General features: G+C 65.4%; 11 protein-coding genes. 7 read left to right on the forward strand and 4 right to left on the reverse strand.

Translation table 11 applies throughout. The features are described from left to right. Positions 1-56: 56 nt before the first annotated feature. The 3 genes from JF542_RS03010 to JF542_RS03020 are packed head-to-tail and all read right to left on the reverse strand — an operon-like array spanning position 57 to position 3,411. A complete protein-coding gene (locus JF542_RS03010) occupies positions 57-1,040 on the reverse strand; it encodes a glucokinase (RefSeq protein WP_207074701.1) in 984 nt (327 codons plus the stop codon). Continuing rightward, on the reverse strand, positions 1,037-2,368 hold the full coding sequence (locus JF542_RS03015; protein ID WP_207074702.1) for a GH1 family beta-glucosidase: 1,332 nt from the start codon (positions 2,366-2,368) through the stop codon (positions 1,037-1,039). Before JF542_RS03015 ends, JF542_RS03010 begins: the two co-directional genes overlap by 4 nt. A gap of 11 nt (positions 2,369-2,379) precedes the next feature. Then, on the reverse strand, positions 2,380-3,411 hold the full coding sequence (locus JF542_RS03020) for a LacI family DNA-binding transcriptional regulator (protein WP_040544837.1): 1,032 nt from the start codon (positions 3,409-3,411) through the stop codon (positions 2,380-2,382). Positions 3,412-3,436: 25 nt separating this feature from the next. On the opposite strand from JF542_RS03020, the gene JF542_RS03025 reads away from it, so the two are divergent. From JF542_RS03025 to JF542_RS03055, 7 genes are all read left to right on the forward strand, one after another. Beyond that, a complete protein-coding gene (locus JF542_RS03025) occupies positions 3,437-3,667 on the forward strand; it encodes a hypothetical protein (protein WP_207074943.1) in 231 nt (76 codons plus the stop codon). Further along, positions 3,664-5,028 carry an ABC transporter substrate-binding protein gene (locus tag JF542_RS03030; protein ID WP_207074703.1) on the forward strand — a complete coding sequence of 455 codons (1,365 nt, stop codon included), beginning with the start codon at positions 3,664-3,666 and terminating at the stop codon, positions 5,026-5,028. The genes JF542_RS03025 and JF542_RS03030 overlap by 4 nt, the downstream gene beginning before the upstream one ends. Before the next feature lie 86 nt (positions 5,029-5,114). Beyond that, positions 5,115-6,089 carry a carbohydrate ABC transporter permease gene (locus JF542_RS03035; protein WP_207074704.1) on the forward strand — a complete coding sequence of 325 codons (975 nt, stop codon included), beginning with the start codon at positions 5,115-5,117 and terminating at the stop codon, positions 6,087-6,089. Positions 6,090-6,091: 2 nt separating this feature from the next. Continuing rightward, positions 6,092-7,348, forward strand: a complete 1,257-nt coding sequence (locus tag JF542_RS03040) for a carbohydrate ABC transporter permease (protein ID WP_007800396.1) — start codon at positions 6,092-6,094, stop codon at positions 7,346-7,348. A gap of 15 nt (positions 7,349-7,363) precedes the next feature. Then, positions 7,364-9,019, forward strand: a complete 1,656-nt coding sequence (locus JF542_RS03045) for an alpha-amylase family glycosyl hydrolase (RefSeq protein WP_207074705.1) — start codon at positions 7,364-7,366, stop codon at positions 9,017-9,019. 19 nt (positions 9,020-9,038) lie between these two features. Next, a complete protein-coding gene (locus JF542_RS03050) occupies positions 9,039-10,130 on the forward strand; it encodes an ABC transporter ATP-binding protein (RefSeq protein ID WP_207074706.1) in 1,092 nt (363 codons plus the stop codon). Positions 10,131-10,364: 234 nt separating this feature from the next. Beyond that, positions 10,365-11,756 carry a nucleobase:cation symporter-2 family protein gene (locus JF542_RS03055; protein WP_242533563.1) on the forward strand — a complete coding sequence of 464 codons (1,392 nt, stop codon included), beginning with the start codon at positions 10,365-10,367 and terminating at the stop codon, positions 11,754-11,756. A gap of 178 nt (positions 11,757-11,934) precedes the next feature. Here the strand turns inward: JF542_RS03055 and JF542_RS03060 are convergent, their stop codons facing one another. Further along, positions 11,935-13,794, reverse strand: a complete 1,860-nt coding sequence (locus JF542_RS03060; RefSeq protein WP_207074708.1) for an ABC-F family ATP-binding cassette domain-containing protein — start codon at positions 13,792-13,794, stop codon at positions 11,935-11,937. Positions 13,795-13,979 lie beyond the last annotated feature (185 nt).

Raw genomic sequence — 13,979 nt, forward strand, 5'->3', positions numbered from 1 at the left:
TGAGCGGAGTGTCCTGCTATCAATAGCGCTTCCGGTCAGAATACAAGGTTACCGTCTCAATGGTTCTGCAATTGCAGCTGTTCGGTCAGGTGACATGCACAACCCGTAAGCGCTGCGAAGTCATCGGTGACCAGATGCACCGGGAACTGATCCATGAAGGTGCTGAACCGGCCCTTGTCGCGGAATCCTTCCGTGAAACCGTTCTCGAGCAGGTAGGGGCCGAAATGCCGCGCCACGCCGCCGATCAGGTAGAGGCCGCCGAAGGGCAGGGTGATCAGCGCCAGATCGCCGCAGACCCGTCCCAGCAGCCGCGAGAAGGTCTCGACCGCCCGCGCGGCGCGCGGATCGCCCGCTTCCTTCAGCGCCATGATCTCGGCGGCCGGGATGTCGACCTTGGAGGCATCGGTGACACCGTCCTCCTCGCAGAGCCAGTGCCAGATCCGCTCGAAGCCGCGGCCCGAGAGGAAATGCTCGACGCCTGCGCCGTCATGCTTGCGCGAGACGTACTGGAACAGCCGCAACTCGTCATCCGAGCGCAGCGCAAGCGTGGCATGGCCGGCCTCGCCCGGCGGCACCAGCGTCTGCTCGCCAAGGCGATAGACCGGTGCGGCGTTCATGCCGGTGCCGACCCCCACCACCAGCCGCGCCGAATGCGGGCTGGCGGGCGCGCCCTCGTGCAGCGTGGTGAGGTTCTCGACGGGGATGTGCCCCAGCGCGTGGCCCTGCGCCTGCATGTCGTTGAGCACCGCGAGGGTGCGGGCGCCGGTGGCGTTCTGCAAGATCTCGCGGTTCACCTCCCAGTCGAGGTTGGTGAGCTTGCCGGCGCTGTCGCGCACCGGGCCCGCCATGGCGACGCAGGCGGCGTCGGGCGCGATCTCGGCGGCATCGAGATAGTCGCGCAGGACGGCGCCGATGCCGCTCCACTCGGCATTGCGATAGCGCTTGACGCTGGCCTCCTGCACCGTCGGGCCGGCTGCCAGCGCGACGCGGGTGTTGGTGCCGCCGATATCGGCAAGAACTGCGGTGATCGCGTGGCTCATGACTGGCCCTCCGTTAGCGCTCCCTTAAGCGCGTGGTAGGAGGCTTTGGGCAGGCGTGCAAGCGTGTCGAAATCCACATGCACCAGCCCGAAGCGCTTGTCGTAGCCGAAGCTCCATTCGTAATTGTCGAGCAGCGACCAGCAGAAATAGCCCTTCACCGGCACGCCGCGCGCGATGGCACGCCGGACATCCGCCAGATGCGCCTCGATATAGGCGATGCGGTGCTCGTCCTGAACCTCGCCCGCGACGATGTCGTCATGCGCCGCCATGCCGTTCTCGGTGACGAAGATCGGCAGCTCGCCGGTATATTCCCGTGCCGTGCGCTCAAGGAAGTTGAGCAGGCCCTCGGGATAGATCTCCCAGCCCATGTAGGTCTTGGGCAGGATGCCATCGACCTCCTTGAGCGAGGGCCACGGGCTCTTGTCGGCGGTGATGAGCTTGCGGGTGTAGTAGTTGATGCCGCACCAGTCGATCGGTTGCGAGATCAGCGCCATATCATCCTGCCAGTTGGCCGGCATGTGCGGCTCGAGCCCGTCTAGCACGATCTGCGGGTATTCGCCCTTGAACACGCCGCCCATGAACCAGCGGTTGTAGATGCCGTCATAGCGCGCGGCGGCCTGATAGGCCTCTTCGCTGCTGTCGGCGGGTTCCGACCATTCGAGGTTGAACACGCCGCCGAGGTTCGACATGCCAAGCCCACGCATCACCTCGATCGAGCGCCCATGCGCCAGAAGCACGTGGTGCATCGCGCGGGTGGCGGCGCGGATGTCCCTGAGGCCCGGTGCCTGGCCGCCAAGGAAATGGCTCAGCCACGCCACGCACCACGGCTCGTTGATCGGGGCCACGGTCTCCATGCGGTCGCCGAGCTTCGACATCACCACCTCGGTGAAATCGCCGAACCACTGCGCGATGTCGCGGTTGCGCCAGCCGCCGAGATCGGCCAGCGCCGAGGGCAGCTCCCAGTGGTAGAGCGTGGCGTAGGGCTTGAGCCCGCGCTCAAGCATGGCATCGGTGAGCCGGTCGTAGAAATCGAGCCCCTCGGCATTGACCTCGCCACGGCCCTCGGGCAGCACCCGCGCCCAGGAGATCGAGAAGCGGTAGGCGTCAAAACCGGCGGCGGCCACGAGATCGAGATCCTCGGCATAGCGGTGATAGTGGTCGCAGGCCACGTCGCCATTCTCGGCCCGGACCACGTTGCCGGGCGTATCGGCGAAATCATCCCAATGGGTGCGGCCCGCGCCGCCGAACTTGTGGCCCTCGATCTGGTAGCTCGAGGTGGCTGTGCCGAAGGTGAAGCCTTCGGGGAAGTCCTTTCGGGTCAAGAGCATGAGTGCAAATCCTAAGTCGGTTTCGGGGCAGGGCCGGTGGACCCGCCGATGATCAGTTGCGCTTCGAGCAGATGGGTTTCGGGATCGCGCGCCGGTGCCGCGATGTGGCGCAGCAGCATCTCGGCTGCGAGCCGTCCGGCCTCGCGCACCGAGGAGCGGGTGGCGGTGAAGATCGGCATGTCGCGGCCATTGGCGAGGTAGCTCAGATCGTCGTCATGGGTGATGACAGACACGTCGCGGCCCATCTCGAGCCCGGCCTCGTGGATCGCCCGGCGGATGCCGATGGCGGTGATCAGCGAAGAGGTCAGGAAGGCGGTGGGCGGATGCGCGGCGGCCAGCAGTTCGGCGGCGGCGCGGTAGCCGAAGGGCTCGGTCATCTCCTCGCCGCGCATGAGGGCCGGATCCGGCGCGATGCCACGGTCGGTCAGGGCCTCTTCATAGCCGATGCGGCGCCGATAGGCGAAATCCATGAACTCGAGCCCGTTGAGCAGCGCGATCCGGGTATGGCCGAGATCGAGCAGGAACGAGGTCGCGCGCTTGAAGGCGCTGGTGTTGTTCATGTCGATCCAGCTGTAGGGAATGTCGAGTTCGGAGGCGCGGCCATGCACCACGAAGGGCAGGTCGAGCCCGCGCAGGAAGGGGATGCGCCCGTCGGCCATCTTTGGTCCGTGCACGATGATGCCATCGACGTGACCCTTGGCCTTGAGCCGGCGGTAATTGTCGGCCTCGTCCTCGTCGCCCGAGAGCGACAGCGTCATGTCGTAGCCGGCCTTGAGATAGGCCTCCGACGCGCCGGCGATGAAATCCCCGAAGACCGGATTGACCATCTCGTGCTGGGTCGAGATCGGGATCACGTGCCCGATCGCCATGGCGCGGCCCGTCGCCAGCCCCTTGGCGCGGGCGTTGGGGGAATAGTTCAGCGCCCGCGCGGCCTCGGCCACGCGGATGCGCGTCTGTTCGCTGACCTCCGGATAGCCGTTGAGGGCGCGACTCACGGTCGTCTGCGACAGTCCGAGATGGGCGGCGAGTTGCTTCAGATTCATGGCACGGCCCTCCAAAGCGCTTCGGATGACCATCACCATAGACGCAAATCCAACACGACGAAAAGGGGTTTTGTTCAAGCCGCGGAAAGCTGCAGTGCAGCATGGAAACCTCAGAAAAAGAAGCTATATGGCGATTGACTTGCCGTTGGAAACACGCAACGCTCGGCCAACTTCAAAGCGCTTTGGGGTGACTCGCTTCAAAGCGGTGAACGCGCGAGCCGTATCTCGCGAAACCGTGGAGGACGATCACACATGAAGTATCTCTCGAAACCCTCGTTTCTAGGCAGTGCCGCAGTTCTTGCGCTGTCCGCCGGTGCCGCCTTTGCCCAGGACATGCCCTTCGAGGTGGGCGAGGGCGATTTCCAGTGGGACGGTTACGAGACCTTTGCCGAACAGCACGACCTCAGCGGCCAGACCGTCGAGATCACCGGCCCCTGGACAGGCAACGAGAAGGAAAAGGTGGACGTCGTCTTCCGCTACTTCGAAGAGGCCACCGGCGCCAACGTCAACTATTCCGGCTCCGACAGCTTCGAGCAGGATATCGTGATCTCGGCCCGCGCCGGCACCGCGCCCAACCTCGCGGTGTTCCCGCAACCCGGTCTTGCTGCCGACATGGCGAGCCAGGGCCTGCTGACGCCGCTGCCCGACGACACCGCCGAGTGGGTGGCCGAGAACTTCTCTGCCGGGGACAGCTGGGTCGACCTGTCGACCTATGAGGGCGAGGACGGCGAGGAGCATGTCTACGGTCTGTTCTACCGCGTCGATCTCAAGAGCCTCGTGTGGTACTCGCCCATTGCCTTCGACGAGATGGGATATGAGATCCCCGAGAGCATGGAAGAGCTCAAGGAACTGACCGAGCAGATCGTCGACGATGGCGGCACGCCCTGGTGCATCGGGCTGGGGTCCGGTGCGGCCACCGGCTGGCCGGCAACCGACTGGGTCGAGGATCTGATGCTTCGAATGCACGCGCCGGAGGTCTACGATCAGTGGGTAACCAACGAGATCCCGTTCAACGACCCGCAGGTTGTCGAGAGCATCGACGAATTCGGCTGGTTCATCCGCAACGACGAGTACGTGCGCGGCGGCGCGCAGGCCGCGGCCACCACCGATTTCCGCGACAGCCCCTCGGGCCTCTTCGCGGTGCCGCCGACCTGCTACCTGCACCGTCAGGCAAGCTTCATCCCGGCCTTCTTCCCCGAAAGCGCAGAACTCGGCGACAATGTCGATTTCTTCTACTTCCCGTCCTACGAGGAGAAGGACCTCGGCAATCCGGTGCTGGGCGCCGGGACGCTGTTCTCGATCACCAACCCGTCCGAGGCGACGAACGTGATGCTCGAGTATCTCAAGCTGCCGATCGCGCATGAGCTGTGGATGGCGCAGGACGGGTTCCTCACCGCCCATGCCGGCGTCAACCCGGAGGTCTATGCCACCGACGCGCAGCGCGCGATGGGCGAGATCCTCGCTGACGCGACCACCTTCCGCTTCGATGCCTCGGACCTGATGCCGGCCGAGATCGGCGCAGGCGCCTTCTGGACGGGCATGATCGACTACGTGGGCGGCGACGATGCCGAGAGCGTGGCCGAGACGATTCAGGACCGCTGGGACTCGATCCGCTGACCGGCTGACGCCACAACAAACCTCCCCCGTGCCGTCCGGGCGCGGGGGGCCGCCCACAAGGCTAACGCGAGGGGAGCACGCACGCCATGTCACCGATCCTTCAGGGCATTCTGACCATCATCATCGGGGTCGGCGGATGCGTGGGCTACTTCTACCTCTCCAACATCATTCTCGACCGCTTCGTCTTTCCGGCGCGCAAGGACGACCAGGGCCGCAACATCGCCCGCGCGACCGCGGTGCGGCCGTGGCTGTTCCTGATGCCCGCGATCCTCGCTCTGGGGCTCTACCTCGTCTATCCGGTTGTCGGCAGCTTCCTGCGCTCGCTCTACAACCGATCGGGCGACGAGTTCATCGGCCTCGGCAACTACGTGCAGATGTTCTCCGAGCACGGCTTCCGCGTGGCGCTGTTCAACAACTTCCTCTGGGTGCTCTTCGTGCCCGCCGCGGCGACCTTCTTCGGCCTGCTGGTGGCGCAGCTCACCGACCGGCTGAGATGGGGCTCCATCGCCAAGTCGCTGATCTTCATGCCGATGGCGATCAGCTTCGTCGGTGCCTCGCTGATCTGGAAATTCGTCTACGCGGTCGACCCGAATATCGGCATCATCAACGCGGTGCGCGACTATTTCGGCCTTGCCGCCATCGATCCGCTGCAGATCCCGTTCTGGAACAACTTCTTCGTCATGATCATCATGGTCTGGATGCAGACCGGCTTTGCCATGGTGATCCTCTCGGCGGCGCTGCGCGGCATTCCGGAAGAGACCATCGAGGCCGCGATCCTCGACGGGGCCAACCCGTTTCAGATCTTTTTCCGCATCAAGATCCCGCAGATCGCCGGCACCATCGCCGTGGTCTGGACCACCATCACCTTCCTGACGCTCAAGGTGTTCGACATCGTCTACACGATGACGGGCGGCAATTTCGATACCGAGATCCTGCCGAGCTACATGATGAGCTACATGTTCCGCGATGACGGGCGCGCCACGGCGGTCGCCTTCGTGATCATGCTGATCGTCACGCCGGTGATGATCTACAACATCCGCCAGGCGCACAAGGAGCTGTAATCATGGACAATATTGCAGGCCACAAATCCTCGCTCAGCCTTGTCACCAATATCGCGGTGCTGTGTCTCGTGGTGATCTGGCTGATCCCCACGGTGGGGCTTCTGGTGTCGTCTTTCCGCGACCGCGAGCAGATCTCCGAGACCGGCTGGTGGGCCGCGATGTTCCCGGTCGAAAGCGCCGAGCGAATGCGCCCCGAGCCCGAGGGCGTGACGCAGGACGGCGACTATTACGTGCTCGAAGGCAACGTCTTCGAGGCCGGCTCGGGCAGCGTGTCGGGCTTCGGGCTGACCGGGCGTGACCCGGGCGCCGCCGAGGTGGGCCAGACCTACGCGTGGTTCGAGGTCGAGGTGACAGAAGAGGATGGTGAGATCGACGACGAGCGCATCGAGATCGCCTATCCCGCCGATGGCGAGCCCGAATTCCCCGAGGCCACCGAGGACGGGTTGCCGATCACGCCGGGCAGCGCGGTGCTGCAACGCTCTCTGACCGTTGCCGAAAACGGCGATTTCTCCTACGTGAATGACGGCGAGATCAGCCGCGCGCCCTCGCTCTATGTCATCACCAAGCAGCCGCCGGATTTCGGCTGGCAGAACTACCGCCAGATCCTGACCTCCGATGGCATGGACCGTGCCTTCATCAACACCCTGACGGTGACGGTGCCCGCGACGGTCATTCCGATCCTGATCGCGGCCTTCGCGGCCTACGCGCTGGCGTGGATGGATTTTCCGGGGCGCGGCTGGCTCGTCGCGGCCGTGGTGGGCCTTCTGGTGGTGCCGTTGCAGCTGGCGCTGGTGCCGATGCTGACGCTGCACAACCAGATCGGCATCGGGCAGAGCTTCCTCGGCATCTGGCTCGCGCATACCGGCTTTGGCCTGCCACTCGCGGTCTACCTTCTGCGCAACTACATGATCGGCCTGCCGCGCGATATCATCGAAAGCGCCAAGGTCGACGGCGCCACGGATTTCCAGGTCTTCACCAAGATCGTGCTGCCGCTGAGCTTCCCGGCGCTGGCCTCCTTCGCCATCTTTCAATTCCTCTGGACGTGGAACGACCTGCTCGTCGCCAAGGTCTTCCTGCCGTCCAACAGCGAGAGCTGGGTGATGACCGTCAAGATCGCCGACGACCTTCTGGGGTCGCGCGGGGGCGACTGGGGCATCCTCGCCGCCGCCGCCTTCGTGTCGATCGCGGTGCCGCTGGTGGTCTTCTTCGCAATGCAGAAATACCTCGTGCGCGGCCTGCTGGCCGGCTCGGTGAAATAAGGACGAATACACCCCATGACCGACACTCCGGACATGACCGCGCAACGCCACCTCAAGAAGGATCCCGACTGGTGGCGCGGCGCGGTGATCTACCAGATCTACCCGCGCAGCTATCAGGACAGCAACGGCGACGGGGTCGGCGACCTGCTGGGCATCGCCCAGCGGCTGCCCTATGTCGCCTCGCTCGGTGTGGACGCGATCTGGATCTCGCCGTTCTTCCGCTCGCCAATGCATGATTTCGGCTACGACGTCAGCGATTACTGCGACATCGACCCGATGTTCGGCACGCTGTCGGATTTCGACACGGTGATCGAGACCGCCCACGCGCTTGGCATCAAGGTGCTGATGGACCTGGTGATCTCGCACAGCTCGATCGAGCATCCGTGGTTCAAGGAGAGCCGCAGCTCGAAGGACAACCCGCGCGCCAACTGGTATGTCTGGGCCGATGCCAAGCCCGACGGCACACCGCCCAACAACTGGCTGTCGATCTTTGGCGGCTCGTCCTGGCAATGGGATCCGACCCGCTGCCAGTACTACCTGCACAACTTCCTCACCGAGCAGCCCGACATGAACTTCCACGAGCCAGCGCTGCAGCAGGCGCTTCTCGACGTGACGAAGTTCTGGCTCGACCGGGGCGTCGATGGCTTCCGCCTCGATACGGTGAATTTCTACTTCCACGACGAGCAGCTGCGCGACAATCCGGCGTTGCCGCCGGAAGAGCGCAACCCGATCACCGCTCCGGCGGTGAATCCCTACACCTGGCAGAACCACCTCTACGACAAGACCCAGCCCGAGAATCTCGACTTCCTCGCGCGGCTGCGCACGCTGATGAACGAGTACGACGCCGCCGCCGTGGGCGAGGTCGGCGAGGATCAGCGCGGGCTCGAGGTACTGGGCGAGTACACGCGTGGCGACGATCACCTGCATATGTCCTACGCCTTCGAGCTGCTCTCGGACCACGCGCCCACTGCTGCCTTCATCAAGAAGGTGATGGACGACATGGAAGAGAAGGCGCCGGGAGGCTGGGCCTGCTGGGCGTTCTCGAACCACGACGTGGTGCGCCACATCACCCGCTGGAACATCCCCGAGGCGGCGGCCCGGCTCTACATCACGCTGATGATGTGCCTGCGCGGCTCGGCCTGCCTCTACCAGGGCGAGGAACTGGCGCTGCCCGAGGCAGAGGTCGCCTTCGAGGATCTTCAGGATCCCTATGGCAAGCGCTTCTGGCCCGCCTTCAAGGGCCGCGACGGCGCTCGCACGCCGATGGTCTGGGATCCCAACGAGCACAATGGCGGCTTCAGCAGTGCCATGCGCACCTGGCTGCCGGTGAGCCACGCCCATCTCAGCCGCACCGTCGCGGGAGAAGAGGCCGACCCGCTGGCGATGCTGCATCATTACCGCCGGGCGATCTCGTTCCGGCACAGCCACGAGGCGCTGAAGAAGGGCGACATCTCGGAGGTGCACTGCGACGGCACGGTGCTCAGTTTCCGCCGCTGCCTCGGTCGCGAAGAGCTGTTCTGCGCCTTCAACATCGGCGACGAGCCCGTGACCATAAACGCGCCGGCGGGACCCTGGCACCAGATCGGAGCCGAGCTCGGATCGGCTGGACCTGCGCCCGACGGCAAGCTGCATTTCGGGCGCTGGCAGCCCGTGCTGGCGCTGAAATCTTGATCTCGGAGGGGGTACGCAAATGGCCGATCTGAAACTCACGGATGTTGGCAAGACCTATGGCGGCACCGTCGAGGTGCTCAAACACATCGATCTCGACATCAAGGCCGGCGAGCTGATTGTCTTCGTCGGGCCCTCGGGGTGCGGCAAGTCCACGCTGTTGCGGATGATCGCGGGGCTCGAGAAGATCACCGCCGGCACGCTCGAGATCGACGGCCAGCGGGTCAACGACGTGCCGCCGGCGCAGCGCGGCATCGCCATGGTGTTCCAGAGCTACGCACTCTATCCGCACATGACCGTGCGCGAGAACATGTCCTTCGCGCTGCAGATCGCCAAGAAGTCCAAGGACGAGATCCGCGAGTCGGTGGACCGTGCCGCAAAGATGCTTCAGCTCGAGCCCTATCTCGACCGCCTGCCCAAAGCGCTCTCGGGCGGCCAGCGCCAGCGCGTCGCCATTGGCCGCGCCATTGTGCGCGACCCCAAGGTCTTTCTCTTCGATGAGCCGCTCTCGAACCTCGACGCGGCGCTGCGCGTCGCCACCCGGATCGAGATCGCGCAACTCAAGGAGCAGATGCCCGACCGCACGATGATCTACGTCACCCACGACCAGGTCGAGGCGATGACGCTGGCCAGCCGCATCGTGGTGCTGGCCAACAAGGGCGTGGCGCAGGTGGGCTCGCCGCTCGAGCTCTACGAGACGCCGAATTCCGAGTTCGTGGCCCAGTTCATCGGCTCTCCGGCGATGAACCTGATGCCCGGCGAGGTGATCGCGACCGGCGAACGCACCACCGTGAGGCTGGACGCCGGCGGCAGCGCGGTCTCTACCGTGCCGACCACAGATGCCGATATGGGCCTGAAGGTGAACGTTGGCTTCCGGCCAGAGGATTTCGTGCTGGCGGAAGGCGAGGGGGCCTATACCGGCAAGGTGGCCTTGACCGAGGCGCTCGGCGAGGTGACGCTGTTGCACTTCGTCGATGACGGCGCCTCCAAGGAGCCGGTGATCGCCAAGCTGCCTGGCATCCACAAGGGGCTGCGCGGCTCCGAGGTGACGCTCTCCGCCGCGCCCCAAAAAGTGCATCTCTTCAGCGAGGGCGTGTCGCTGCTCTACCGCTGAGGCACGGGTCCGGCCGTCATGACCACAGACGGGCAGGCGGTCCAACGTCTGCCCGTTTTACGTGCATGGCTTCAAGCGAACGCGCCAGCTTTGCGCGTTTGCCACGCCCGGCCCGCGCGGCCTGTCATGGAACCGTCAAAGAACTGGCCCGGCGCGCCCGATCTCCGAAAGCTTGTTGCGGGAGAGCCGGCGCGGCGCGTCTGACCCTTCCGGGGACACAGGATGGAGGGCGCCATGGCCACCGACACGCAATCGACCGGATCACTCATCTACACGCTCGAGGACAAGCCCGAGCCGCCCGCGGCGGCGCTTGCCGCGTTCCAGCACATCCTCGCCTCCATCGTCGGCATCGTGACGCCGACACTGGTGATTGGCGGGGTTCTGGGGCTGGGCGAGTACGTGCCCTATCTCATCGCGATGTCGCTGCTCGTCTCCGGCGTCGCCACCTTCATCCAGTGCAAGACCATCGGGCCGGTTGGCTCGGGGCTTCTGAGCGTGCAGGGCACGAGCTTCGCCTTCCTCGGGCCGATCCTCGCCGCGGGCTTCGCGGTCAAGAACAATGGCGGCACGCCCGAAGACATGCTGGCGATGATCTTCGGTCTCTGCCTCGCCGGCTGCGTGGTCGAGATCGTGCTGAGCCAGTTCATCGACAAGCTCGGCAAGATCATCACGCCCACGGTGACCGGCATCGTCATCACCGTGATCGGCCTGTCTCTGGTCAAGGTGGGCTTCACCGATTTCGCCGGCGGCGTCGGCGCGGGCGAGGATCTGGGCAAGCCGATCAACCTGATCATGGGCTCGATCGTGGTGGCGGTGATCCTCGTTCTGACCTTCACCGGCAGCCCGATGCTGCGCATCTCGGCGATCATGGTCGGACTCGTGGTCGGCACCATCGTGTCGATGGTCTTCGGCATGGTGGATTTCTCGAGGGCCGGGGAGGGCGAGCTGATCGCCATCCCGCAACCGTTGAAATACGGGCTCGATTTCGACATCGGCCTGTTCATCCCCATCGCCTTCATCTTCCTCGTGACGGCGATCGAGACCTCGGGCGACCTGACGGCCAACTCGGTGATCGCGGGCCAACCGGTCAAGGGGCCGGTCTACCTGCGCCGGATCAAGGGCGGCATTCTCGCCGACGGGGTCAACTCGGCGCTGGCGGCGCTTTTCAATACCTTCCCCAATACGACGTTTTCGCAGAACAACGGCGTCATCCAGATGACCGGTGTCGCATCACGGCACGTGGGGATGTATATCGGCGGAATCCTCGTGCTGCTCGGGTTCTTTCCCTTCGTGGGCCAGCTCTTCCTGCTGATCCCCAAGCCGGTGCTGGGCGGCGCGACGCTGGTGCTCTTCGGCACCATCGCGGTGGCCGGCATCCGCATCCTCGCCACTCAGGAGATCGACCGCCGCAAGGTCTACATCATGGCGGTAAGCTTCGGTCTGGGCCTCGGGGTGACGCTGGTGCCGGAGGCAACGCAGAACCTGCCGGCCTTCCTCAAACAGGTGGTGGCAACGCCGATCACGCTGGCCGGGCTCTCGGCAATCCTCCTGTCGTTGGCGATCCCCGAGACCGCGGAGACCACCGAGCCGGTCGATGAGCCCTCGGAGGACGGCGCCACCGCCTGACGCGGCACCTGGCGACGGGGGCAACAGGGGGCGCTGCCCCCTCTTGGCCTGCGGCCAATTCACCCCCGAGGTATTTTTGAACCAAAGAAGCCAGGGGCGCAGCGCTCCTGGCTTCTCTTCGTCAAAAATACTCCCGCCGGAGGCATCCGAGGTCTGCCAGAAGGCGACGCGGTCGGGCTCAGGCGGTTTCGGCGGTCTCGAGCTTCTGCAGCGCCGCTTCCCAGAGCGCCTCGGCGCGATGCAAGCCGTCCATGACCTCGGCGTATTTCTTGTTCCAGGTATCGAGCTCGCCGGCGCGGGCAGCCTCGTAGAGCGCCGGGTCGGCGAGCTTCTTGGCGAGCTTCTCGCGCATCTCTTCGATCTTCTCCACCCGCGCCTCGCATTTGCGTACCTCTGAGCGCAGCGCCAGGATCTGGTCCCGCGAGGGCTTCGGTGCCTTGTGCGCGGCGGCTTTCGCCTTCTCGGGCTTCGCGGGCTTGTCCTGCGTCAGCAGCAGCGCCCGGTAGGCGTCGAGATCGTCCTCGTAGGGCTTCACCGTGCCGTCCTTCACCAGCCACAGCCGGTCGGCCACAAGGCTGAGGAGGTGCATGTCGTGGCTGACCAGGATCACCGCGCCGGAATATTCCGTCAGCGCCTCGACAAGCGCCTCACGGCTCTCGATGTCGAGGTGGTTGGTCGGCTCGTCGAGGATCAGCATGTGCGGCGCGTCGAGCGTGGCGAGAAGCAGCGACAGGCGCGCCTTCTGCCCACCCGAGAGCCGGCCCACCTCGGTCTCTGCCTGCGCCGCCATCAGCCCGAAGCCCGCAAGCTGGGCGCGCAGCTTCGGCGGGGCGGCCTCGGGGCGCTCGCGCTGGAGATGCTGCAACGGCGTCTCATCGAGATGCAGCTCGTCGACCTGGTGCTGGGCGAAATAGCCGATGCGCAGCTTTGAGCTGCGGACCATCTTGCCGTCCATCAGAACCAGCCGATCTGCGAGAAGCTTCGATAGCGTCGACTTGCCCTGGCCGTTGCGGCCCAAGAGCGCGATGCGGTCGTCCTGATCGATGCGCAGGTTCAGCCGCGACAGCACCTGCCGATCGCCATAGCCCGTGGCGCCGCCTTCAAGCGCCACGATGGGCGGTGAGAGCTGGTCGGGCTGCGGGAAGCTGAACACCCGCTTGGCGGCCTCCTCGGGCGCGGTGATGGTGTCCATCCGCGCGATCATCTTGAGACGCGCCTGCGCCTGCTTGGCCTTCGAGGCCTTGGCGCGGAACCGGTCGACAAAGCTCTGCAGGTGGGCCTTGCGCTCCTCCTGCTTCTTCGCTGCCGCCGCCTGCACCGCGCGGCGCTCTGCCCGGGTCCGGGCGAAGGTGTCGTAGCCGCCCTGATACAGCGTCAGCTGCCGGTCCTCGAGATGCAGGATCGCGCCCACCGCCCGGTTCAGCAGCCCGCGGTCGTGCGAGATCACGATCACCGTATGCGGATAGCGGGTGAGATAGCTCTCGAGCCACAACGCGCCTTCGAGATCGAGATAGTTCGTCGGCTCGTCGAGCAGGAGCAGGTCGGGCTGTGCAAAAAGCACCCCGGCCAGCGCCAGCCGCATCCGCCAGCCGCCGGAGAAATCCGAGCTCGGGCGTTGCTGGTCGGCCTCGTCGAAGCCCAGACCCTTGAGGATCGAGGCCGCGCGCCCCTCCGCCGACCAGGCGTCGATATCGGCCAGCCGGGTCTGGACCTCGGCGATGCGATGCGCATCGGTGGCCGTCTCGGCCTCGGCCATCAGTGCCGCGCGCTCGGCATCGGCGGCCAGCACCGTCTCGATCAGCGAGACGTCCGACGCCGGCGCCTCCTGCGCCACTCCGCCAATGCGGGCGCGCTCGGGCAGGCCGATCTCGCCGCCGTCGAGCGTCAGCTCGCCGCGGATCAGCCGGAACAGCGTGGTCTTGCCGGCGCCATTAGGGCCAACGAGGCCGACCTTGTGGCCGGCGGGAATCACCGCGGAGGCGCCCTCGAACAGGGGCCGCCCCTCGACGGAATAGGAAATGTCATCGATCCTGAGCATGCCCGCGCTCTAGCAGAGGCGCAGCGGCACGGAAATCCCCCATGATCTTCTCTTGGCTTGAAATATCCCGGGGAGCGCGAGGGGCTGGCCCCTCGCAGGCCGAAACCTGCCGCCGCGCGGGGTGGCTCGGGTCTTTCCAAGACCTCGCGCGCATGGTAACGCCCACATCAGAAAATACCGGCCGG

It is taken from the genome of Salipiger bermudensis, from assembly GCF_017309175.1.
Lineage (GTDB): Bacteria > Pseudomonadota > Alphaproteobacteria > Rhodobacterales > Rhodobacteraceae > Salipiger > Salipiger bermudensis.